The organism is Bradyrhizobium sp. USDA 4341, from assembly GCF_054063755.1.
This window is the reverse complement of the sequence record NZ_JBSSGO010000002.1, coordinates 2,952,111-2,974,258: the sequence shown is the minus strand read 5'-3', so window position 1 is coordinate 2,974,258 and position 22,148 is coordinate 2,952,111. Positions and strand designations below refer to the sequence as shown.

20 protein-coding genes and 2 tRNA genes are annotated in these 22,148 nt (G+C 64.5%); 11 read left to right on the top strand and 11 right to left on the bottom strand.

Annotated features, from left to right (window positions below; genetic code table 11):
* Nucleotides 1-374: 374 nt before the first annotated feature.
* Entirely contained in the window at nt 375-2,153 is a 1,779-nt protein-coding gene (locus tag ACVIGB_RS20100) for an acyl-CoA dehydrogenase (RefSeq protein WP_456721342.1), read from the bottom strand.
* 220 nt (nt 2,154-2,373) lie between these two features.
* Here ACVIGB_RS20100 and ACVIGB_RS20095 point away from each other — a divergent pair.
* Nucleotides 2,374-2,448, top strand: a tRNA-Gln gene (locus ACVIGB_RS20095).
* A 219-nt stretch (nt 2,449-2,667) separates the two neighbouring features.
* On the opposite strand, the gene ACVIGB_RS20090 is transcribed toward ACVIGB_RS20095, so the two are convergent.
* The 4 genes from ACVIGB_RS20090 to ACVIGB_RS20075 form a co-directional block, all read right to left on the bottom strand.
* The gene (locus ACVIGB_RS20090; protein ID WP_456721343.1) at nt 2,668-4,011 is read right to left on the bottom strand and encodes a hypothetical protein; all 1,344 of its coding nucleotides are present in this window, start codon (nt 4,009-4,011) and stop codon (nt 2,668-2,670) included.
* Nucleotides 4,012-4,844: 833 nt separating this feature from the next.
* A tRNA-Val gene (locus tag ACVIGB_RS20085) sits at nt 4,845-4,919 on the bottom strand.
* Between the two features lie 113 nt (nt 4,920-5,032).
* Nucleotides 5,033-6,328, bottom strand: a complete 1,296-nt coding sequence (locus tag ACVIGB_RS20080; protein ID WP_092116441.1) for a coiled-coil domain-containing protein — start codon at nt 6,326-6,328, stop codon at nt 5,033-5,035.
* A 141-nt stretch (nt 6,329-6,469) separates the two neighbouring features.
* Nucleotides 6,470-7,075, bottom strand: a complete 606-nt coding sequence (locus ACVIGB_RS20075; RefSeq protein ID WP_298366658.1) for a DUF1134 domain-containing protein — start codon at nt 7,073-7,075, stop codon at nt 6,470-6,472.
* 153 nt (nt 7,076-7,228) lie between these two features.
* Between ACVIGB_RS20075 and ACVIGB_RS20070 the strand changes: the two genes are divergently transcribed.
* A complete protein-coding gene (locus ACVIGB_RS20070) occupies nt 7,229-7,693 on the top strand; it encodes a YHS domain-containing (seleno)protein (RefSeq protein ID WP_092116437.1) in 465 nt (154 codons plus the stop codon).
* On the opposite strand, the gene cysQ is transcribed toward ACVIGB_RS20070, so the two are convergent.
* Nucleotides 7,694-8,521 carry a 3'(2'),5'-bisphosphate nucleotidase CysQ gene (cysQ, locus tag ACVIGB_RS20065; RefSeq protein ID WP_456721344.1) on the bottom strand — a complete coding sequence of 276 codons (828 nt, stop codon included), beginning with the start codon at nt 8,519-8,521 and terminating at the stop codon, nt 7,694-7,696.
* Between the two features lie 241 nt (nt 8,522-8,762).
* Here cysQ and chpT point away from each other — a divergent pair, with 241 nt between their 5' ends.
* From chpT to ACVIGB_RS20035, 6 genes are all read left to right on the top strand, one after another.
* Nucleotides 8,763-9,410, top strand: coding sequence for a histidine phosphotransferase ChpT (gene chpT / locus ACVIGB_RS20060; RefSeq protein WP_092116433.1), 648 nt, complete (start codon nt 8,763-8,765; stop codon nt 9,408-9,410).
* 202 nt (nt 9,411-9,612) lie between these two features.
* Complete coding sequence (locus tag ACVIGB_RS20055; RefSeq protein ID WP_456721345.1) at nt 9,613-12,327, top strand: hybrid sensor histidine kinase/response regulator; 2,715 nt, start codon at nt 9,613-9,615, stop codon at nt 12,325-12,327.
* Between the two features lie 77 nt (nt 12,328-12,404).
* A complete protein-coding gene (locus tag ACVIGB_RS20050) occupies nt 12,405-12,875 on the top strand; it encodes a chemotaxis protein CheW (protein ID WP_092116429.1) in 471 nt (156 codons plus the stop codon).
* Nucleotides 12,876-12,938: 63 nt separating this feature from the next.
* Nucleotides 12,939-13,304, top strand: coding sequence for a response regulator (locus tag ACVIGB_RS20045; protein ID WP_018273268.1), 366 nt, complete (start codon nt 12,939-12,941; stop codon nt 13,302-13,304).
* A 75-nt stretch (nt 13,305-13,379) separates the two neighbouring features.
* Nucleotides 13,380-14,540 (top strand): protein-glutamate methylesterase/protein-glutamine glutaminase, encoded by a 1,161-nt coding sequence (locus ACVIGB_RS20040; RefSeq protein ID WP_456721346.1) that lies wholly within the window; start codon nt 13,380-13,382, stop codon nt 14,538-14,540.
* Nucleotides 14,537-15,406 carry a CheR family methyltransferase gene (locus ACVIGB_RS20035; RefSeq protein WP_456721347.1) on the top strand — a complete coding sequence of 290 codons (870 nt, stop codon included), beginning with the start codon at nt 14,537-14,539 and terminating at the stop codon, nt 15,404-15,406. The genes ACVIGB_RS20040 and ACVIGB_RS20035 overlap by 4 nt, the downstream gene beginning before the upstream one ends.
* Before the next feature lie 167 nt (nt 15,407-15,573).
* Here ACVIGB_RS20035 and ACVIGB_RS20030 read toward each other — a convergent pair whose 3' ends face one another.
* The 4 genes from ACVIGB_RS20030 to ACVIGB_RS20015 form a co-directional block, all read right to left on the bottom strand.
* Nucleotides 15,574-16,731, bottom strand: coding sequence for a glutathionylspermidine synthase family protein (locus ACVIGB_RS20030; protein ID WP_456721348.1), 1,158 nt, complete (start codon nt 16,729-16,731; stop codon nt 15,574-15,576).
* A 42-nt stretch (nt 16,732-16,773) separates the two neighbouring features.
* The gene (locus tag ACVIGB_RS20025) at nt 16,774-16,989 is read right to left on the bottom strand and encodes a hypothetical protein (protein WP_456721349.1); all 216 of its coding nucleotides are present in this window, start codon (nt 16,987-16,989) and stop codon (nt 16,774-16,776) included.
* 96 nt (nt 16,990-17,085) lie between these two features.
* Complete coding sequence (locus tag ACVIGB_RS20020; RefSeq protein WP_456721350.1) at nt 17,086-17,505, bottom strand: hypothetical protein; 420 nt, start codon at nt 17,503-17,505, stop codon at nt 17,086-17,088.
* A gap of 16 nt (nt 17,506-17,521) precedes the next feature.
* On the bottom strand, nt 17,522-17,926 hold the full coding sequence (locus tag ACVIGB_RS20015) for a DUF350 domain-containing protein (protein WP_024583958.1): 405 nt from the start codon (nt 17,924-17,926) through the stop codon (nt 17,522-17,524).
* 217 nt (nt 17,927-18,143) lie between these two features.
* Between ACVIGB_RS20015 and ACVIGB_RS20010 the strand changes: the two genes are divergently transcribed.
* The 3 genes from ACVIGB_RS20010 to ACVIGB_RS20000 are packed head-to-tail and all read left to right on the top strand — an operon-like array spanning nt 18,144 to nt 21,202.
* Complete coding sequence (locus tag ACVIGB_RS20010) at nt 18,144-18,401, top strand: hypothetical protein (protein WP_092116416.1); 258 nt, start codon at nt 18,144-18,146, stop codon at nt 18,399-18,401.
* 19 nt (nt 18,402-18,420) lie between these two features.
* Complete coding sequence (locus ACVIGB_RS20005; protein ID WP_456721351.1) at nt 18,421-19,608, top strand: hypothetical protein; 1,188 nt, start codon at nt 18,421-18,423, stop codon at nt 19,606-19,608.
* 10 nt (nt 19,609-19,618) lie between these two features.
* Nucleotides 19,619-21,202, top strand: a complete 1,584-nt coding sequence (locus tag ACVIGB_RS20000) for a S53 family peptidase (protein ID WP_456721352.1) — start codon at nt 19,619-19,621, stop codon at nt 21,200-21,202.
* 77 nt (nt 21,203-21,279) lie between these two features.
* Here ACVIGB_RS20000 and ctrA read toward each other — a convergent pair whose 3' ends face one another.
* Nucleotides 21,280-21,981 (bottom strand): response regulator transcription factor CtrA, encoded by a 702-nt coding sequence (ctrA, locus tag ACVIGB_RS19995; protein ID WP_016848562.1) that lies wholly within the window; start codon nt 21,979-21,981, stop codon nt 21,280-21,282.
* Nucleotides 21,982-22,148: the final 167 nt, after the last annotated feature.

The window sequence follows — 22,148 nt, the reverse complement described above, 5'->3', positions numbered from 1 at the left end:
CCGGCTGGCGGGCTCGCTCGTCAGCCGACCCGGAGCTGCAAGAGCGGATGGAGCGATCGATCGAGCAACGATGCGAGACAATCCGTGGGACCCATCGGCCGTCAACAGGTCGCGGAGTTGTTTGGAACTCGCATCGCGCAAACCATCTTGGCCAGCGATCTACTCGATCGCACCCAACAGGCCGGACATATGGATGCAAGCGATCCGATCTTGCCAAAAGGCTCTTGTGCCACGGGGGCCGTCCACATATGGGTCCCTGCTTTCGCAGGGACGACAGTTGCGATGAGGCATGACGTGCACGTCAAAGGAGCGGGATGGGCCTATGGCGAGTACAGCGCTTTGGGCCTTCTCCCGCAATCGCAGCGGAAAGCGTCCTACCCCGCCAGCACCGCATCCGCGCCGGTCACCGCCTCGGCGCTCTCCGTCACCATCTTCTCCAGCGATGGCGCCTGCACCGAGATGTTCTCGGCGAAGAAGCGCGCCAGTGCGACGTAGCGCTGCGGCTCGGCTTCCCCGTTCGCCTTGGCGGCCAGTGCCTCGCCGGCAAGCATGCAGCCGCCGAGCGTGGCGCCGAACAGCCGCAAATAGGGCGTCGCGCCGGCCAGCGCCTCGTTCGGCGCCGAGGCCAGCCGCTCGAGCAGCCATTTGCTGGTGCGTTCGAGCGCGGCATGGGCGTCGCGGAGCTTGGTGCCGGTGGTGCCGAACGCCGGATCGTTGGAGGTCTCGACCTGCTTGATGGTGGCGGCGAGCTCGTCGAGCAGCGCCCACACCGAAGCGCCGCCATTGGCGCCGAGCTTGCGGGTGACGAGGTCGATCGACTGGATGCCGTTGGTGCCTTCATAGATCGAGGTGATGCGGGCATCACGGTAATGCTGCGCGGCGCCGGTCTCCTCGATGAAGCCCATGCCGCCGTGGACCTGCACGCCGAGATAGGCGACCTCGTTGCCGATGTCGGTGGAGAACGCCTTGGCGATCGGGGTCAGCAATGCGCCGCGTGCTGCGGCGTCGGCACGGACCTTGGCGTCCTTGGCGCGCACCGAGACGTCGAGCGCGACCGCGGTGGCGTAGCAGATCGTGCGCGCCGCCGCCGTCATGCTGCGCATCTGCATCAGCATGCGCTTGACGTCGGGATGCACGATGATCGGATCCATCCCGTCGCCCTTGTGGCCGATCGCTTTGCCTTGGCGGCGCTCCTGCGCATAGGCCAGCGCCTGCTGATAGGCGCGGTCGGCAATGCCGACGCCCTCGAGGCCGACGCCGAGCCGCGCCTGGTTCATCATCGTGAACATGCAGCGCATGCCCGCGTTTTCCTCGCCGATCAGAAAGCCGATCGCGCCACCCTTGTCGCCCATGGTCATGGTGCAGGTCGGCGAGGCGTGCATGCCGAGCTTGTGCTCGACGCCGGAGGCATGGATGTCGTTGCGCTCGCCGAGCGAGCCGTCGGCATTGACCATGAATTTCGGAACCAGGAACAGCGAGATCCCCTTGGTGCCGGCGGGCGCATCGGGCAATCGTGCGAGCACGAAATGCACGATGTTGTCGGTCATGTCGTGCTCGCCATAGGTGATGAAGATCTTGGTGCCCTTGATGCGGTAGGTGCCGTCACCCGCGCGCTCGGCGCGGGTGCGCAGCGCGCCGACGTCGGAGCCGGCGTTGGGCTCGGTGAGCTGCATGGTGCCGGTCCATTCGCCGGTAACGAGCTTCTCGAGATAGACCTTCTTCAGCTCAGTGCTGCCATGGGCGTCGAGCGCCTCGATCGCCGACAGCGTCAGCAGCGGGCAGAGGCCGAAGGCGACGTTCGATGCGCTCCAGATCTCGGTGCAGGCGGCGTTGATCGCGAGCGGCAGGCCCTGGCCACCGAATGCTTCCGGCCCGGACACCGCGTTCCATCCCGCGGCGGTCCAGCGCTGATAGGCGTCGGGCCAGCCGGGCGCGGTCGTCACCTTGCCGTTGTCGAGCTTGATGCCGTGCTCGTCGCCGACCTTGTTCAGCGGCGCCAGCACATCGGAGGCGAACTTGCCGGCTTCTTCCAGCACCGCAGCGGTGATGTCGCCGTCGAAATCGCCATAGTGGCCGGCCGCCACGGCGGCAGCGAGCCCCGCGCCGTGATTGAGGGACAGCAGGATATCGTTGATCGGCGCACGGTAGGTCATGGCGTTACTCCCGACGAGGCGTTTGGAAATTGTCTTCCCATGAAACCAGCGGCCTCTCAACTGTCCGAGCGGACATCGCCCGGTCTGTTTCGGCCACCGCGGCGTCGCCCGATAATAAGGGTACCGGCATCAACCTGCGGCTTTCGTGCCTTTTCGCGCGCCGCCCTGTTGAAATGGCGGGACTCACCCTATAGACCGGCGTGGCCTTCGATCGGCGCGTTGGGGCGTAGCCAAGCGGTAAGGCAGCGGATTTTGATTCCGCCATTCGGAGGTTCGATCCCTCCCGCCCCAGCCATGTATAACGATTTGAATGTGCAGGATAATTAGCTATTCTCGATCGGAGATTTTCAACGCGTTTGGAAAATCAATCCACCCCGCATTTGGAAATTCTGTGCTGGTTTCGTTTTCCGGGGGATTCCGAGGAAAGCCGTCTTGATTCTTGAGCGGCGCTCAATTTGGTGCCGCAGGTGGGAGCGATGAGAACGCCGTTGGAGCGTTGAACGAAACGCGAAGCCTACTTTTGTGATCCGACTGCAGCCTTAGTCAGTGAAGGGGGCTGACGCAGCGCGTCGCCATCGTCCGTCACATCGCCAGCACCTGCCGTGCTGGCATTTCGGTGTTCGAGCGGCCCCTGCGCCAAAAGATGGGCGTGCCGCTTGCGGGTCGCCGCCAACGCCCGTTGCATCGTCTCTTTCGCGTAGCCGCGATAAGCCTGCGCGGTCTTGTGACCGGAGAGTGCACGGCCCTGGCCGTCAGTCAGTTCGGCTTCTTCTAACTCGGTCATGCCGCCGTGCCGGCAGGCATCAAGCGTGAACAGCTCCGACACGCCGTCAATGTTCTTGCGCATCTGCTGCACGACCTTTTCCATGCCAGGATAAGACCAGACCTTAACTTCGCCCTTGCGCTCTCCTCTCTTGATCTGGCGCATAATCATAGGAACACCGAGCTTGGGGAGATGGCTCAGGATCTCCTCGGCTTCGGCGTAGAACTTGACGATCTCGCCATCGACGACTTCCTCGAGTGGATGCCAAACCAATGTCTTGTTCTTGTGGTGCTCGATCCGCACTGCATGGGGCCAATTTTTGCTTCGATAATCGGGCCAAGCCAAAAAGCCCGCCACCACATTCTCTGGCCTCTGCAGCCATTCGAAGCAAATCACCGCAACAGCCGCCGGTTCCGGGCGACCTTCCTTAATACAGCCCCATGCAAACTTGTAGACCTCCTCGCGGGTGATAGCGTGCTTCTTGGTCTTGGTGCGGCTCTTGAGGGTGAAGTCATCCCATGGGTTCGGATGCTTCTTATCGAACAGCTCCGGGTGCAGCCGACGCATGATCCTCCACACCTTTCGGCAGAGGCTGACGACTTTTTCCCCCTGCCGCAGCCTGAGCCCTTTGGGGCCGTTGATGATCTTATCGTAGATTTTGTCAGCGGCTCGCGGCGTGACTTCAATGATCTGCCGATCGCCGATCCGCCGCCCGCTCTTGCCAACGGTATCGGAAATCATCTGCATGATCCGCTCGTAATCAGGGCGTGACCGTGCAGAAACCTTTTCAGTGTAGGCGTTCTCCGTCTTGTATTGCCGGAATAGCCAATCGACCGTGCCGTAGCGCGCAATCCTACCTTGTGCGGCAGGCCAGCCTCTGCGCTGGTCGTTCCATTCATCGAACAGGCCATTGAGTGTGGCGGCTCGGCCGCCTTTGCCGTCAGTACCGCAAGCCGCTTCATAGTTTGTGCCCAGCGGCTCATTGGCCATCTCGCAGCCGAGCTCGCGGTAATGGGTGGGGATCCGGAAGTAGAATGCTGCCAAACCGCGGGCGAGCCGACGCACCTCCACAAAGCGTGGAAGCGGGCGCTCCAACGTCACAAATCCTCGGCGAGGTCGCCCCGCGCCACGTCCGGGGCGATAGCTCGGTCCAGATCGTCTCTCAACCACAGCTGCCGCCTCCCTTCCTTTACACGCGGTCGAGGATACTCCGTCCCGACTCGTTTGAGAAAGGCTTCGACAGTCAGCTCTCCGCAATAACCGGCCGCAACAGCGGCTGGCATACGACGCGGCCAAGAACCAACAGGAATTACGGCAAGACGCGGCATGTTCACCCGTCGAAACATGAGCTCGGCTTCCAGTCGTGCGATGCCGACGCATTTTGCCGACTGCCGCCGACGTCTGAAATCGTGAAAGCAGAGAGATCGCGTAGGAAGGTAGTAGATCGTGCAAAAGGGATGGGTTGACGCGCTTGGCATTGGCGGACCGTGGCCGGCGGATCGCCGCTCGCGCTTTAGGAGCGCAACGATCCACCGGTATCCATAGTTCGGGCGGCTATTCACAAGGCGCGGATATCGGAAGTGAGCTCCGCCTCCCCGGCACGGGTCTGGCGACCGCGCTTTGGACGCATGCCGCCCGCGCTCAACCAAGTTGGAACGGGCAACCCCGAGGGTCTCTGCGATCCGTTTCACGGGTTAACCTTCGGCGCCGATTCGCGAAGAATCTATGCCGACCGGTATGAGAAACCTATCCAGTCCCGCCACGGAACATCCTGAAATGGCAAAAGCCGCAACCGTCGATCTGGACGGAAGGCAAAGTAATTTTTGCAAGCGGCCGCAATATTTAATGTATGCCCCGGCTGTGCCCCAGTTATCCTGGGCACATTCCGAAGGAATCGGGTCTGTAAGTCATTGATATTGAAGGTTTAATGGTGGACGCACAAGGGATCGAACCTTGGACCTCTCCCGTGTGAAGGGAACGCTCTCCCGCTGAGCTATGCGTCCGGGATGTGACGTGCCAATGGCCGCTGGTCGGCGGCCGGTCGATGGTGGCGCTTCGTCAGAGCGTGCGATTTACGAAGTGCCGGGTAGGGGTGTCAAGCCAAACCCTGCGGGAATCAGGCGCCTTGCTGGCGGGCGCGGGAGGCGTGTGACTGCAGTGCCCGGATGCGCTCGGCGAGCGTGCCGCCGCCTTCGGGCATCCCGCTGCCCGGCGAGACGCCATTTGCGGCACCGTTGGCGGGTTTGGCCGCCGCCTTGGCCGGCACGGTCGGCTCCGCCGCCAGCATGGCCTCGATCGCCGAATTGGGGCCCTCGAGCTGGATCGCGAGCTTGGCCACCTCGGCGGCGATGTCGTTGATGCGCTCGCGCAGCAGCGCGTTCTCCATCCGCTCGGTCGCCCAAGAGCTCTCGGCCTGCTGCTGGATCGCGTTGATGTCGCGCTGCAGCTTGCCGCGCTCGTCGCGGGCGATGCGCAGCTGCTCCTCGACCGCGGCCTTCTCCTGGCGCAGCTTCTCGAGCACGGACGATTTGCCGCCGCTTGTCGCAGCGATCTCCTCGCGCAGCTCCTGCACGGTCCGCTCGGCGGCGGCATTGGCCTGCTTGAGCTGGCCGTTCTCGAATTCGCGCTCGGCAAGCAGCTTGCCCTGAGTCGCAAGCCGGGTCTCGAGGTCGGTGACGCGGTTGCCGAGCATCTCGGCTTCCTTGACCTGGACGATCAGCTGGCGGTCGAGATCGGTGACCCGCTGGCTCAGATTCTCGACCCGGCCGCGCGCGTCGGTGAGCTCGCGCGTGACGGTTTCCGACTGGTTGCGCTCCTGGGCGAGGCGGGCTTCGGTTGCCGCGAACTCCCTGGCGGCATCGCCGACACGGTTCTTCAACTCCTCGACCTGGGTCCGCACCGCGACCAGTTCGATCTGGCGGCTGTCCGCCGTCATCGAGCGGTCGCTGAGCTCGGCGTTGATCTTGCCGAGCAAGCCCTGCTTGTCGGTCAGCGCCTGCTCGGCGTTGCGCAACAGCTCGGTCTTGGCGGAAAACTCTTCCTCGGTGGCGCGAAGCTGCTCCTTCATCGCCTTCTCGCGCGCCTCCAGCGCGAAGATCGCGGCGTTCTTCTCGCCCAGCTCGATCTTCATGCGGTTGATCGCATCGGTCTTCTTGCCGAGCTCGGCGAGCTGGCTCGTGGTCTTGCTCTTGAGCTGGTCGACGCTCATCTCGAGCCGGCGGGCCGACATGGCGAATTCGGCGCGGAGCTGGTCCTTGTCGGCCTGGATCTCGGCCATCGACAGCGGGGTGGCCGCCTCCATGCGGCGCGTGGTCAGCCGCACCGCCCGGTTATGCACCAGCGGCACGATCATCAGGCCACACAGCATCGAGATCAGGAAACCGATCGCCGCGTACATGATCGGCTCGATCATGAAGGGTCACTCCAAGGAAAGAAGGAATTTGTTAATCACAATGCCACGGCGGGCCAGCCGAAGGCCAGCCCGTTTGCCGCATTAACCTGAATCGCTAGCCGTCCCGGAGCGCCCGGCACAATCACCCGATCGGCGCAGCGACTAGAACGGGTTCCAGGTCGCGCGCGGGGTGAATTTGAGATAGCCGACGCTGGCACCGAGCCGCAAGCCGATGCCCGAGCGGATCGGGACCAGCACGATGTTGTTGGCGGTCAGGGCCGTCATGCCGAAGCCGCCGACGATATAGGCCGAGCCGTCGATGCCGACGAAGCGCTGATAGATCGCCTGCGTCGAGGGCAGGTTGTAGACCAGCGTCATGGTGCGAGCGCCGTCGCCGCCCCAGTCGAAGCCGACCGAAGGACCCTGCCAATAGACCCGGAGGTCGCCGGCGTTCTTGGTGTAGAGCGTGCCCTCGCCATAGCGCAGCCCGGCTACGAACGCGCCGGAGCCTTCCTCGCCGAGCACATAACCGTTGGGCAGGCCCCATTGGCTGACCGCGCGCTCGATCACCGAGGCGAGGCCGCGCGAGACGTTGCCGAAGAACTTGTGTCCGGCGCCGACCAGTTCGTCGGGCCCGTAAGTATACGGTGTCTGTTCACGTTGCGGCGGTGGATATTGCGGTGGTGGGGGCTGCTGCGCGGACGCCCCTGCGCTCCAGCACATCAGCGCGGCAAACGCGACCGCGGCAAGGCGTGATGCGAAAGTCATTAAGAACCCCTGCTATCGAAATCCGGGCGTTGCCCTTTAACCTGATGCCAACAGGCACGGCTCTAGGTTGCGCCCAGTGTCCCCTCGACTCGGATGTTATCGGTATCAACTATGACGGCACAACGGCAGGAAAGATATGGATCGTGCCGGGGCATGGCGTTTTTCGGCCTGTTGGCGGGCATTTTGACGGCCATCGGGCCCTCTTTGCCTGTTCAGGCCACGACGACCGAGCGCGTGGTGACGAACCGCTACTCTGGCCTCGCGATCGAGGGATTCGATCCCGTCGCCTATTTCACCGATGCCGCCGCCACCCAGGGACGGCCGGAATATGAGGCTGCTGAAAGCGGCGTGGTCTGGCGTTTCCGCAACGAAGGCAACCGCGCCTCGTTCGTGGCGCATCCTGAAATCTATGGCCCGCAGTTCGGCGGCTATGATCCGACCGATCTGGTGCGGGGAGTCACCTGCGCGGGCAATCCGCGGTTCTGGGCCGTCGTCGGGAACAGGCTTTATCTGTTCAACCGGGAACACAGCCGCGACGCCTTCGCCGCCGATCCCGCGCGCTTCCTGAAGGAAGCCGCGGCGCGCTGGCCGGAGCTGGAAGAAAGTCTCGCGCAATAATCACAATGCTGCAGCCGGGTCGCCCCACGCGATGAATTCCGGCACCAGAAAGTCTTCGCGGCCGAGCCCGAAATGCAATTGGCGCCCCTTCGAATCGGTGACCTTGCCGCCGGCCGCAACCACGACCGCGTGACCGGCCGCCACATCCCATTCGGATGTGGGCGACAGACGCGGATAGATATCGACCTCGCCCTCGGCGACACGGCCGAACTTGACCGCCGAGCCCAGCACGGCGCGGACCGCGCCGCCGCGTTCGTCGATGAAGGCCTCGGTGCGTGCATCGCCGTGTGAGCGGCTGACCGCAACGGTCCAGGGCGCGCCGCGTGGCGGGCAGGGACGGGTCTTGATCGGCACCGCCTGCGAAACCGCGCCGTTCTGCAGCGTCAACCGCTCAGCACCCTTGCCGACGATGCCGCGCCAGATCAGCCCCAGCGCGGGCGCACCGACGATGCCGAGCAGCGGCACGCCCTGCGTGACCAGCGCCACATTGACGGTGAACTCGTTACGGCCGGCGACGAACTCCTTGGTGCCATCGAGCGGATCGATCAGGAAGAAACTGTCCTTGTAGGGCGGCGTCGCCAGATGGACGCGCTCCTCCGACAGCAGCGACACATGCGGCGTCAGCCGCGTCAGCCCTTCGACGATGATGTGGTCGGCGGCGAGATCGGCCTCGGTGACCGGCGATCCGTCACTCTTGCCTGTGACGTTCATGGCGGATCGGTTGACCGCAAGAATCGCCCCGCCGGCCTGGATCACCAGTTCGGTCAACGATTCGAGCAGCGTGGCGGCGGCTTCGCAGCCGATCAGGGACGGCTGTGCCTTATTCATGGGCGGGTCTCATATCCTGTTTGTATTCCCTGAGATCATGATGCGATGACAAAGCATCGCATCATGAGCTCATCTCCTTGTTTGAGCGTGATCTTTTCGGAAAACCGGTTTCCGCGCTTCCGGATCATGCTTTATCAGTCCCGCCGCAAGCTGGCAGCATCCGTCTGCGCGGTGTATCAAGCCGACAGGCATGCGTGATTCGCACTCCTCCCGCGGCGTGCGGCTTTCCAGGAAACAATTGATGTCTGGCACTTCGTCTCCCGGTCCCGCTCCCGATGCACTCGAACTCGCAGCGCTGTTGTGCTCGCGGGTCTGTCACGATCTCATCAGTCCGGTCGGCGCGATCGTCAATGGGCTTGAGGTCCTTGACGACAATCCCAAGCCCGAAGACCGCGACTTCGCGCTCGATCTGATCCGCAAGAGCGCCAAGACCGCTTCGGCGCGGCTGCAGTTCTGCCGGCTGGCGTTCGGTGCCGCGGGTTCCTCCGGCGCGCAGATCGACCTCGGCGATGCCCAGAACATGGCGAAGGGGCATATCGAGGACGGCAAGGTGACGCTGACCTGGAATTTGCCGCGGCTGCTGCTGCCCAAGAACCGGGTCAAGCTGCTGTTGAACATGCTGGTCATCGCGCAGCAGACCATCCCGCGCGGCGGAACGCTCACCATCGATCCGGTCGGCGAGGGCGAGACAATGAGCTTCCGCATCCTGGCCGCGGGCCTCCATGCGCGGGTGCCGCAGAACATCGTCGACCTGCTCAATGCAAGCTCGTCGAACACGGTCGATGCGCATGCCGTGCAGCCGCATTACACGCGCCTACTGGCCGAAGCCTGCGGGTTGAAAGTGACGCTCGTGCTCGACGGCGACAAGGTCATTATCGCAGCGTCCTGAACGCGGCTGCGGGAACATCATTAAGCAAAGGTTACGACCGGCCGCGCGATTCGATCGTGCGGTCTTATCTCTTTGTTGATCCCGTTCTTTTCCAATTACTCAACCAAACTTAAACGCTTTGCGGAGAAGCTGACCTAAGTTCCGGCCGGCGCGTCGATGTCGCGCGCCGCAGCGTTTTCGGCGTTTTTCGAAGGTTGGTTTCATGGACGATCTGTTGCGCGAGTTCCTGACGGAGAGCAGCGAGAGCCTGGACACGGTCGACAACCAGCTGGTGCAGTTCGAGCAGGATCCGAACAACGCGAAGATCCTGGATAACATTTTCCGGCTTGTGCACACGATCAAGGGGACCTGCGGCTTCCTCGGGCTGCCGCGGCTGGAAGCGCTGGCGCATGCCGGCGAGACCCTGATGGGCAAATTCCGCGACGGCATGCCGGTGAAGGCGGAAGCCGTGACGCTGATCCTGTCCTCGATCGACCGCATCAAGGAGATCCTCGGCGGGCTCGAGGCGACCGAGGCCGAGCCGGAGGGCAACGACCGCGACCTGATTGATCAGCTGGAGGCGATGGTCGAGCACGGCATGGCCGCGATGGCTGCTGCTGAAGAAGATGTGCCTGTCGTTGAATCTCCATCCGTGCAAGCGGCGATGACTGAAGGCACGCTGGTGGTGCAGACGCTGGAGCGCCCGCTGCGCCCGGGCGAGGTCTCGCTCGACGAGCTCGAGCGCGCCTTCCGCGAGACCGAGATCGAAGTCGCAGCACCGGCGCCCGCGCCGGTCGCAAAGCCCGCCGCCGCTGCGCCCGCCGCCGAGCCGGCTGAAGCCGCGAAGAAGCCGGCCCGCAAGGCCGCCGCCGAGGATGTCCAGGAAGGCGACAAGATCGCCAACCAGTCGATCCGGGTCAACGTCGATACCCTCGAACACCTCATGACCATGGTCTCCGAGCTGGTCCTGACCCGCAACCAGCTTTTGGAGATCTCGCGGCGCAACGAGGACACCGAGTTCAAGGTGCCGCTGCAGCGGCTCTCCAACGTCACCGCCGAGCTGCAGGAAGGCGTCATGAAGACGCGCATGCAGCCGATCGGCAATGCCTGGCAGAAGCTGCCGCGCATCGTCCGCGATCTCTCCGGCGAACTCGGCAAGCAAATTGAATTGGAAATGCACGGCGCCGACACCGAGCTCGACCGCCAGGTGCTCGACCTGATCAAGGATCCGTTGACGCACATGGTGCGCAACTCCGCCGATCATGGCCTCGAGACCACCGCCGAGCGGGTCGCGGCCGGCAAGCCCGAACAGGGCACCATTCGCCTAAGCGCCTATCACGAGGGCGGCCACATCATCATCTGCATCGCCGACAATGGCCGCGGGCTCAACACCGAGCGGATCAAGGCCAAGGCGCTCCAGAACGGTCTCGTCACCGAGGCTGAACTGGAGAAGATGACTGAGGCCCAGATCCACAAGTTCATCTTCGCGCCAGGCTTCTCGACCGCGGCGCAAGTGACCTCGGTGTCCGGCCGCGGCGTCGGCATGGACGTGGTGCGCACCAATATCGACCAGATCGGCGGCACCATCGACATCAAGAGCGTGGCCGGCGAGGGCGCCTCGGTCACCATCAAGATTCCGCTGACCCTGGCCATCGTCTCCGCCCTGATCGTGGAAGCCGGCGGCGACCGTTTTGCGATCCCCCAATTGTCTGTGGTCGAGCTGGTGCGGGCCCGCGCCAACTCCGAGCACCGCATCGAGCGGATCAAGGACACCGCAGTCTTGCGGCTGCGCAACAAGCTGCTGCCGCTGATCCACCTCAAGAAGCTGCTCAAGATCGACGACGGTGCCACCTCGGATGCCGAGAACGGCTTCATCGTGGTCACGCAAGTCGGTAGCCAGACCTTCGGCATCGTGGTCGACGGTGTGTTCCACACCGAGGAGATCGTGGTCAAGCCGATGTCGACCAAACTGCGGCACATCGACATGTTCTCCGGCAACACCATTTTGGGCGATGGCGCTGTGATCATGATCATCGACCCCAACGGGATCGCCAAGGCGCTCGGCGCGTCCGGCTCCTCGGCCCATGACATGGCCGACGACAATGCCGCGGCGCATGCCTCGAGCGGCGAGCAGCTGACCTCGCTTTTGGTGTTCCGCGCCGGCTCGAGCCAGCCCAAGGCGGTGCCGCTCGGCCTCGTCACCCGGCTGGAGGAGATCGCAACCGACAAGATCGAGCTCTCCAACGGCCGCTACATGGTGCAGTACCGCGAACAGCTGATGCCGCTGGTGCAGATGATAGGCGTCGAGGTGCAGACCCAGGGCGCGCAGCCGATCCTGGTGTTCGCCGACGACGGCCGCTCGATGGGGCTCGTGGTCGACGAGATCATCGACATCGTCGAGGAGCGGCTCAACATCGAGGTCGCGGGCTCGCAGGACGGCATTCTGGGTTCGGCCGTGATCAAGGGCCAGGCCACCGAGGTGATCGACGTCGGCCACTTCCTGCCGATGGCGTTTGCCGACTGGTTCTCGCGCAAGGAGATGCGCCCGTCGGCCTCGGCGCAGTCGGTGCTGCTGGTCGACGACTCAGCGTTCTTCCGCAACATGCTGGCACCGGTGCTGAAGGCCGCCGGCTACAAGGTGCGGACCGCGCCGAACGCGCAGGAAGGGCTCGCCGCGCTGCGCTCGGGGCAGGCCTTCGACGTCGTGCTGACCGACATCGAGATGCCCGAGATGAACGGCTTTGAGTTCGCCGAGAACATCCGATCTGACCACAACCTCACCGGGCTGCCGATCATCGCGCTGTCGGCGATGGTGTCGCCGGCGGCGATCGAGCGCGGCCGGCAGGCCGGCTTCCACGACTATGTCGCCAAGTTCGATCGTCCCGGGCTGATCGCGGCGCTGAAAGAGCAGACCGCCGAACTGCGCCGGGCGGCTTAGAGCATGATCCGGAAAAGTGGGAACCGGTTTTCCGATCGGATCATGCTCAAAACAAAGGACTTGAAGGAACAGGATCGATGAGCAGCAAGACCGAGACCAGTGAAGGCGCGATGGCCGAATACGTCACCGCCGTGATCGGCGGGCAGCTGTTCGGGCTGCCGATCTCGCGGGTGCAGGACGTGTTCATGCCGGAGCGGCTGACGCGGGTGCCGCTGGCCTCCAGCGAGATCGCCGGCGTGCTCAATCTGCGCGGCCGCATCGTCACCGTGGTCGACATGCGGGCCCGGCTCGGCCTGCCGAAGGCCGACGACGGCAAGCCGCCGATGGCGGTCGGGGTCGACCAGCGCGGCGAATCCTATGGCCTGCTGATCGACCAGATCGGTGAAGTCTTGCGGCTGCCCGACGACAGCCGTCAGGACAATCCGGTCAACCTCGATCCCCGCATGGCCAGGCTCGCCGGCGGCGTCCACCGCCTCGACGGCCAGCTCATGGTCGTCCTCGATGTCGATCGCGTGCTCGAACTGGTGCCTGATGCCAAAGCGGCCTGAGACGGGCCGACTGAATCGAAGAACTGAAACATCCCGCCGGGGATGAGGAAGTAGAGGTCGCAGATGAGAACGTGTCTTGTTGTCGATGACTCAAGCGTCATTCGCAAGGTTGCCCGCCGTATCCTGGAAGGGCTCGATTTCCAGATCGTCGAGGCCGAGGACGGCGCCAAGGCGCTCGAGGCCTGCAAGCGCGCGATGCCCGAGGCTGTGCTGCTCGACTGGAACATGCCGGTGATGGACGGCTACGAGTTCCTTGGCAATCTCCGCCGCATGCCCGGCGGCGATCAGCCGAAGGTCGTATTCTGCACCACCGAGAATGACGTCGCGCATATCGCACGCGCGCTGCATGCCGGTGCCAACGAATACATCATGAAGCCGTTCGACCGGGACATCGTCACCGCGAAGTTCCAGGAAGTCGGCTTGATTTAAGTCTACGTTCGATCCGGCGGCAGAGGCCTTCGGCTCAACGGTTGTTGTGCGTCGTGTTGCGTCGCTGGTGAAGTCATGAGTGTTGCGTTGACAAGTACTGCGGTCCCGACCTCGACCCGTTCCGACAAGGTGCGGGTGATGGTCGTCGACGATTCCGTGGTCATCCGAGGGATGATCTCGCGCTGGATCGGCGCCGAACCCGACATGGAGGTCGTGGCCTCGCTGCGCACCGGCCTCGATGCGGTGAACCAGCTCGAGCGCTTCAACCCAGACGTTGCGGTGCTCGATATCGAGATGCCGGACCTCGACGGCATCTCGGCGCTGCCGCAGCTGCTGGCGAAGAAGCGCGACCTCGTCATCATCATGGCTTCCACGCTGACCCGCCGCAATGCGGAGATCAGCCTGAAGGCGCTGTCGCTCGGCGCGTCCGACTACATTCCGAAGCCGGAGAGCACGCGCGAGGCGACCGCCGCGGAAACCTTCCGCCACGACCTGATCCAGAAGATCCGTCATCTCGGCGCCAAGGCGCGGCGCAGCACGGTGCATACGGCGGTGAGCCCGCCGCTTGCGCCCGGGCACGACAAGCAGCGCCCGGGGCTGCCTCCCGCCGCGGCGCCCGTCCAGGTCGCGCGCCGTTCGTTCGGCCTGCTGCAGCCGAAGGTGCTGCTGATCGGCTCCTCCACCGGTGGCCCGCAGGCGCTGATGACGCTGGTCGCAGAGATCGGCCCCGTGATCGATCGCGTCCCGGTGCTGATCACCCAGCACATGCCGCCGACCTTCACCACCATTCTCGCCGAGCATCTGGCGCGCACCAGCAAGCGGCCGGCGCATGAGGGGATCGACGGCGAGAGCATCAAGCCGGGTCGGATCTATCTGGCGCCGGGCGGACGCCACATGCGCATCGCCCGTCACGGCATCGATGCCACGATCGCGCTCGACGACGGGCCGCCGGTCAATTTCTGCAAGCCCGCGGTGGATCCGATGTTCACCTCCGCGATCGATGTCTGGCAGGGCAGCATCATGTCGGTGATCCTGACCGGCATGGGCTCCGACGGCATGCGCGGCGGCAAGGACATCGTCGCTGCCGGCGGCAGCGTGATCGCCCAGGACGAAGCGAGCAGCGTGGTGTGGGGCATGCCTGGTGCCGCGGTCAATGCCGGCATCTGCGCCGCCGTGCTGCCGCTCAATCAGATCGCATCGAAGCTTGTTCGCGTGTTTGCCGGAGACCGTTCGTGACGCCGTTGGACTACGAGTATCTGCGCAAGCTGCTGAAGGAACGTTCCGGCCTCGATCTGTCGGCCGACAAGCAATATCTCGTCGAGAGCCGCCTGCTGCCCCTGGCGCGCCGGTCGAACCTCGCCGGCATTCCCGAGCTCGTCCAGAAGATGAAGGGCGGCGCCGAGATGCTGACGTCGGAGGTGGTCGAGGCGATGACCACCAACGAGACCTTCTTCTTTCGCGACAAGATACCGTTCGACCATCTGAAGGAGGCGGTGCTGCCGGCGCTGGCGCAGGCCCGTGCCGCGCGCCGCAGCCTGCGCGTCTGGTGCGCGGCGTCGTCGACCGGGCAGGAGCCCTATTCGATCGCGATGCTGCTGAAGGAAATGACCGCGCTGTTCGCCGGCTGGCGCATCGAGATCGTCGCCACCGACCTGTCGCAGGCGGTGCTGGAAAAGTCGAAGGCCGGCCTGTTCAGCCAGTTCGAGGTGCAGCGCGGCCTGCCGATCCAGCTGCTGGTCAAGCACTTCGTGCAGAAGGGCGAGCTCTGGCAGCTCAACGCCGATATCCGCGGCATGGTGCAGCACCGCCAGCTCAATCTGCTGCAGGACATTTCGCATCTCGGCACCTTCGACGTGATCTTCTGCCGCAACGTGCTGATCTATTTCGATCAGCAGACCAAGGCCTCGATCTTCAGCAAGATCTCCCGGATGCTCGAGCCCGATGGCGTGCTGGCGCTTGGCGCGGCGGAATCCGTGGTCGGCATCACCAATCTGTTCAGGCCTTATCCGGACCGCCGCGGGCTCTATCAGCCCAGCACCGCGCCAGTCGCGCGCGCCGGCGCCGCGCATGTACTGAAGGCGGTTGCGTCCGCGGCGCGCTGAGGCCGGCTCTTTCCAGCGCGTAGCTGCGTGATCCGTCATCCTGAGGAGCGCGTAGCGCGTCTCGAAGGATGCACGGCCACCAGATGGGCCGTCGATCCTTCGAGACGCCGCTTCGCGGCTCCTCAGGACGACGGTGCAAGGGCTATGATCGTCTCATCGACTCTGAGCTACAAAATCGCGTGCGGCAGGAAGCGCGATGTGTTGCCGGTGATCGGGTTCTCGTCCTCGCGGATCGATAGCCCGCAGGGCGTGTGGTCGACCAGCCAGCTGCCGAGAACGGGGTACTGCCCGGAGAAATTCGGCAGCGGCGCGAGGGCCTGCCGGATGAAGCCCTCGGCGCCGTAGGGGCCTTCCTCCGCGACCAGCGTGATGCCGGCGCTGACCAGTTCGACATTGGCGCCCTCGCGCGAGTAGATCGGCTTGCGCACGAACGAGGTGCCGAGCTGCGCGGCCTGCGGGTCGTCCTCGAAATAGGCCGGCAGCAGATTGGGGTGGTTCGGGAACATCTCCCACAATAGCGGCAGGATGCCCTTGTTGGACAGGATCGCCTTCCAGGGCGGCTCGATCCATTGCGTCGGCGCCGAGCTGAGGTTCTTGCCGAACGCGTCGTGGAACATCCACTCCCATGGATAGAGCTTGAAGGCGAGCGCGATCGGGCTTTCGTCGAGGTCGACGAACTGGCCGTCATTGCGCAGCCCGATCTGTTCGATGTCGAGCAGCGTGGTCTTCAGCCCGGCCTGCGCCGCGGTGTCCTCGAGATAGGCGAGCGTGCCGGCATCCTCGGCATTGCCGGTCAGTCCGGTGAGATGGAGCGGGTGGGTCGCGCCGATCGTCTTCCAGGCCTCGATCAGCGCCTCGTGGATCGAGTTGAACTGGTCGGCGCGCTTCGGGATGATGTTGCGTTCGATCGCCTGTTCGAGCCAGGTCCATTGAAACACCGCCGCCTCGAAGATCGAGGTCGGCGTGTCGGCATTGTATTCGAGCAGCTTGGCCGGGCCGCTGCCGCTGAATTTGAGGTCGAGCCGGCCGTAAAGGCTCGGCTCCTTGCGGCGCCAGCTCGCCGCGATCAGGTCCCAGAACGCTTCCGGTATCTTCAGCCGGCGCAGATATTGTTCATCCTTGACCGCGCGTCCGGCGAGCTCGAGGCACATCGCGTCGATCGCGCCGGTCGGCGCCTCGATATCGCGCTCGATCTCGTCGAGCGTGAAGGCGTAGTAGGCGCGCTCGTCCCAATAGCGTTCACCGTCGATGGTGTGGAAAGTGAATCCGGCGCTTTCGGCGGTTGCCTGCCAATCGTCGCGCTCGGAACATACGATGCGTTGCATGAAGGGGTCCGTGATCTTCAGACGATGCGTGTCAGCTCGATGTCAGCCGCCGCCATGCGAGGGACCGTTGTCGTAGTGGGCGATGGTGCGTGGCGCGCCGCCGAAGCCGCCGGAGGGTGATATCTGCTCGGGCTTCCGCTTGGCTTTGTGCCCCGCATGGTGCTGACTGCGGGCATGGCCTGGCGTCAGGCCCATCGAAGCTGCGCCGATCGCGACGCTTCCCATCAATTTCAGCCAGACCCGTCGCGAGCGTTTCATGGACGCGATCCTTGCCGTCTACGGAGGCGCGCCGAGTGTCCATCAGCTCCGATCGCCGAGCAAGCGAAAGCGCATGACGACACGGCAAAGTGCGTGTCAGCCACCGCCGAAGCCGAACGCATGCGCGAACGAACCGAAGCCGCCGCGGCTGACCGACGAGCTTGACGACGAGCCCGACGAGGATGAAGAGCCGCCGGACGAGGAGCTGCCGCTGTAGAAGCTGCTGCGCGACGAGCCGCCGCCACCACCGCTGCCGCCCGACCCGGACGACGAACTGCGCGGCGCGCAATCGGCGCCGGGTTGCAGGGGGGCCGGCGCGGTGACGCCCGGTGGCGCCTGGATGGGTTGGCAATTCTGCCGCGGCATCAGCGCGTAGGCGCCGCCGCCGACTGCGAGCGTGCCCATCATCAGCAGCGCGACATGATTGGAGCGCTTGGAAGGCGGCTCCGGCCGCGTCGCCACCGCCGGCACGCTTGGCCGCCGTTTGCCGAATTCCTGGTTTGGTTTGCGCGCCATGGTTCGGCTCAATGGCTCAGTAGATCATGCAGGCCGCGTTCAGCGCGCCTGCGGCCAGCGAGGACAACCCGAGCCAGATCGCCGCCGCCATCTCGCCGGAGGCGATCCGCGCCGACAGGTTCGGCACCGGGATCTTCACGATGTAATAGACGATGATCTGCACGATCAGCGCGATGATGCTCCAGATCAGGCAATCCACCACATTGGCGGAATGGGCGATGGCGCTGACCACCGGCAGCACGAAGCCGAGCAGGCTGAGGCCCAGCGCAATCGCCGCCGCCGGATCGTTGTCGCGGATCAGCTGGAATTCGTCATGCGGGGTGACGCGGGTGTAGACGAAGAGATAGGCGACCACGGCGATCAGCGCCGTGCAGAAATAGACCAGGAACGCCGGCAGGCCGGCGAGGGATTGCAGGATCATGTGATGCGCCCGAACAGCCCTAGATGGTCATCCTATAGCTGATTGGTCGCGGTTCGCGAAGCTTCGGTTCGATCCAGCCTGTGGGCTCCGGGTGGCCGCGGACGGCCGCCGGAAAATTGCGGCGCGGGGATGTGAGCCGCTTCACAGCGGCTCCCGCGATAGTCGCCTATACGATATGCAACCAGAAGTGCATGTCGCGAATGGGTTAGGTGCCCCGATGACGACCAGCTTTGGCAACGACATCCTGCCGATGTTTCGACCGGGCGACATCGCCTGCATGACCCCAAAGGGCGTTCGGCTCGGCGACGCCGACTGGATCTGCGACCCGGCCGCTAATGATGACTTTGCCGATCACGCCAATGCACGCCGCGTCTTCGCCGCGCTGTCGTCCGGCTTCATGCCGCCCGGTCACCGATGGTCGCAGGACGCGCTCGATGTCTATGCGAGCTGGATGGGGGACGGATTCCAACCTTGAACCCGACGTGGAGAGCAAGATGAGAAGGTCGATCGATACGCTGCTCGTCTGTGGTCTGCTTGTGCTTCCCGCGCTGCCGGCCGCGGCGCAATCGCAGCCGAATCCGGCGATGACCGCGCCGGATCAGGTCGCCTGGCAGCTCTTCATCCAGGCCAACACCCGCGCCGGCGGCAGCAATTCGACGTTCGAGACCTGGGCGAGCGATACCGATCTGTTCCAGCCCAATCCGCAGTTTCCGGCGGCCGCGACGCCGCCGGCGCTGCGCCCGCCGATCCTGCCACAGGTGGCGCTAGAGGGCGTGCAGGAGAGCGGCGGTTTGCTGCCGGCGCTGCCGCCCGGAGCCGCGCGGGGCGAGATGGAGGAAGCGCGTCACAACAAGGCGACGTTCGACTTCATCGTGCAGAACAATCTCTACAAGCGCTCGGGCCTGAAGGCCGCGTTCGGCAAGGCGCTGACGTTTCCAGTCGATTCGATCGAGGTGAAGGGCAATTGGATGCCAGTCAGCGAGATTCCGAACTTCACCAACAACAAGGTGACGGTGGCGCAGGTGCCGCAGCTCTATCACGTCAACAGCGCGGCCGGCGTGCAGTACGCCCTGGTCTCGATGCATGTGATCAGCAAGCAGGTGCCGAACTGGACCTGGGCGACGTTCGAGCACCGGTTCAACCCGAGTCGCTGCGACATCATCGGCTGTCGTGACAATTTCGGCGCGCAGACCGCATTCGTGCCGTCGAACCGGACTGCCGGCCAGGGTTATCCGGATTGCGTGAAGACGGCTGCATTGACGGCGATGTTGTCGAGCGCGGATATCGATCCGGTCTACAGCAACTATTGCCTGAAGGGATCACAGGCCGATTTCGTCGACAGTGTCGGGCTCGACATCAGGGTCGGCAATTCCGTCACCGAGAACGGCTTCGTCGCAACATCGTCCTGCATCACCTGTCACGGCCGCGCGGTCTTCAAGGCCGACGGGACGCCCACGTCGCAGGCGGGATTCCTCTCGTTCGGCCCGAATGGCCCGGTCGCTCCGCTTGGGCCGCTATTGCCCGAATGGTACTGGAAGGTCTCGGGCCAGCCGCCGATCTTCGAAGGCAAGCCCGGTCTCACCCGCATCGCGACCTCGGCCGATTTCGTGTGGTCGATCCCGTTCTGCGCCTACGACGATACGCAAACTCCGGTGCAGCCGACGCCATGTGGCGGCAAGTGAGATCGCAGCGATGGCGGGCACCTCCGAGCGCAGGGTTCCGCTTGCGGGCAGCAACCGCGCCGCGCCTGATGGTGCGACGCTGGTCGGCGATGTCGATCCCGACGAGCGGATCCCCATCGTGGTCTATGTCAAGAGGCGCACCCCCGACAAGTTTCAGCCGGGCAGCGCCGGTGATCTCGCCCGGCTCGCCAGGCCGATCACGCGGCAACAGCTCGCGACCCAGCGCCATCGCAGCCATGCCCGTGCCGTCGCCCGTGTGGTGCGGCTGGCAGCCGAGCGGGGCTTGACCGTCGGCCGCAGCGATCCGGTCGCGCGCACGGTCGAGCTGGAAGGCACGGCGCGGCAGATGGCCGAGATCTTCGGCGCGACGCTTCGCACTTACCGCGATGGCGAGCGCGCGTTTCGCGCCCGCGTCGGCGGCCTGACGGTGCCGGGCGAGATCGCGCCGTGGACCCGCGCCATTCTCGGCTTCGATCAGCGGCCGCTGCGGACCAGGACGCCGCTTGTGCAGGCCCAGGCCGACATGGGCAGCGGCAGCGGGCTGTGGCCGACCGACATCGCGGCCCTCTACGGCATTCCGCTGGATCGCGACGTGTCGTCGATCTGCGTCGGCATCATCGCACTCGGCGGCGGCTATCTCGCGAGCGATCTCGCCATGGCGGTGGCCGGCATGAACCGGCCGCCGCCGGTGGTCGTCAATGTGCCGCCGACCGGCAATGGCGGCTTCGGCACTAACGATGTCGCCGATCAGGAGATCGCGCTCGATCTCCAGGTGCTCGCCGGCTTGCTGCCGAAGAGCAAGATCGTGGTCTACTTCGCCGAGAACTCCGCCGCTGGTCTGACGGACGCGATCCATCAGGCGGTGTTCGATGAAGAGCATGCGCCGCAGGTGGTCTCCGTCAGCTGGGGCAGTGCCGAGAAATACTGGACCGGACCGGGGCGCGACGCGATGCAGGCCGTGCTGGCCGATGCCGCGCGGCTGCGCGTCAGCGTGCTGTTCGCCTCCGGTGATCAGCTCGCGACGAGCGGCCTGACCGACGGCAAGCTTCATGTCTGGTTTCCCGCCTCGAGCCCCTATGCGACGAGCTGCGGCGGCACCCAGCCCATGCTTGCCGCGGGCAATGGGTCGACTGCAGCGGAGGCGGTCTGGAACGCCGGCACGGTCGGCACCGGCGGCGGCATCAGCGACGCGTTTCCCGTCCCCGACTATCAGTCGCATTTGACGCTGCCGAAATCGCAGAACGACGGCGCTATCAGGCGCGGTGTCCCTGATGTCGCCTGCGCGGCCGCGGCAAGCCCGGGCTACCGCATCATCGTCAACGGACAGGCGATGGCGATGAGCGGCACCAGCGCTGCGACACCGCTATGGGCCGCCCTGGTCGGGATTGCGATCGCCGCCCGCGGCGAGCAGATCGGCTTTCTCAACGCTGCGCTCTATTCCAACCCCGGCGCATTCCGTGTGGTCGAGCAGGGCAACAACCGCGTCGGCGGCAAGGGCTACGATGCCGGCCCCGGCTGGAGCGCCTGCACAGGGCTCGGCGTTCCGAAGGGCGCGGATCTGCTCGCCGCTTTGACCGCGATCCCGGTGGCGTAAGCCCTAAAAACAAAAACCCCGCCATTTGCGGCGGGGCTCAAGTCGAAAGCGAAGTCGGAACGCTGCGGGCCAGAAGGTCAGGCGGGAATGCGCTCGTCGGCCTCGTGCGGCTCGCGCAGCACATAGCCGCGGCCCCACACGGTCTCGATGAAATTGCGGCCCTCGGAGGCATTGGCGAGCTTCTTGCGGAGCTTGCAGATGAAGACGTCGATGATCTTCAGCTCCGGCTCATCCATGCCGCCGTAGAGATGGTTGAGGAACATTTCCTTGGTGAGCGTGGTGCCCTTGCGGAGCGAGAGCAGCTCCAGCATCTGGTATTCCTTGCCGGTGAGGTGCACGCGCTGACCGCCGACCTCGACCGTCTTGGTGTCCAGATTGACCACGAGATCGCCGGTCTGGATGACCGACTGGGCGTGACCCTTGGAGCGGCGCACGATCGCGTGGATGCGGGCGACCAGCTCGTCCTTGTGGAAGGGTTTGGTCATGTAGTCGTCGGCGCCGACGCCGAGACCCTTGACCTTGTCCTCGATGCCGGCGAGGCCGGAGAGGATCAGAATGGGAGTCTTGATCTTCGAAACCCGGAGCTGCTTGAGCACGTCGTAGCCGGACATGTCGGGCAGGTTGAGGTCGAGCAGGATGATGTCGTAGTCGTAAAGCTTGCCGAGATCGACGCCTTCTTCACCGAGATCCGTCGTGTAGACGTTGAAACTCTCGGATTTGAGCATCAATTCGATCGACTGCGCGACGGCGCTATCATCTTCAATCAGCAAAACGCGCATGCCAGTCCCCTATAGTCGCCGCTCCGGGCGTCAGGTCGGCCGCACTTGCGGCACTCACAAAACGCCTTTGAACAACTGATTCGGATCCTGACGAGATATGGTTAACAAAAACTGATTCCTCGACGCAAGCTCTAACCGTGCAATTTTTGTCGAATCGCCCTAAGATA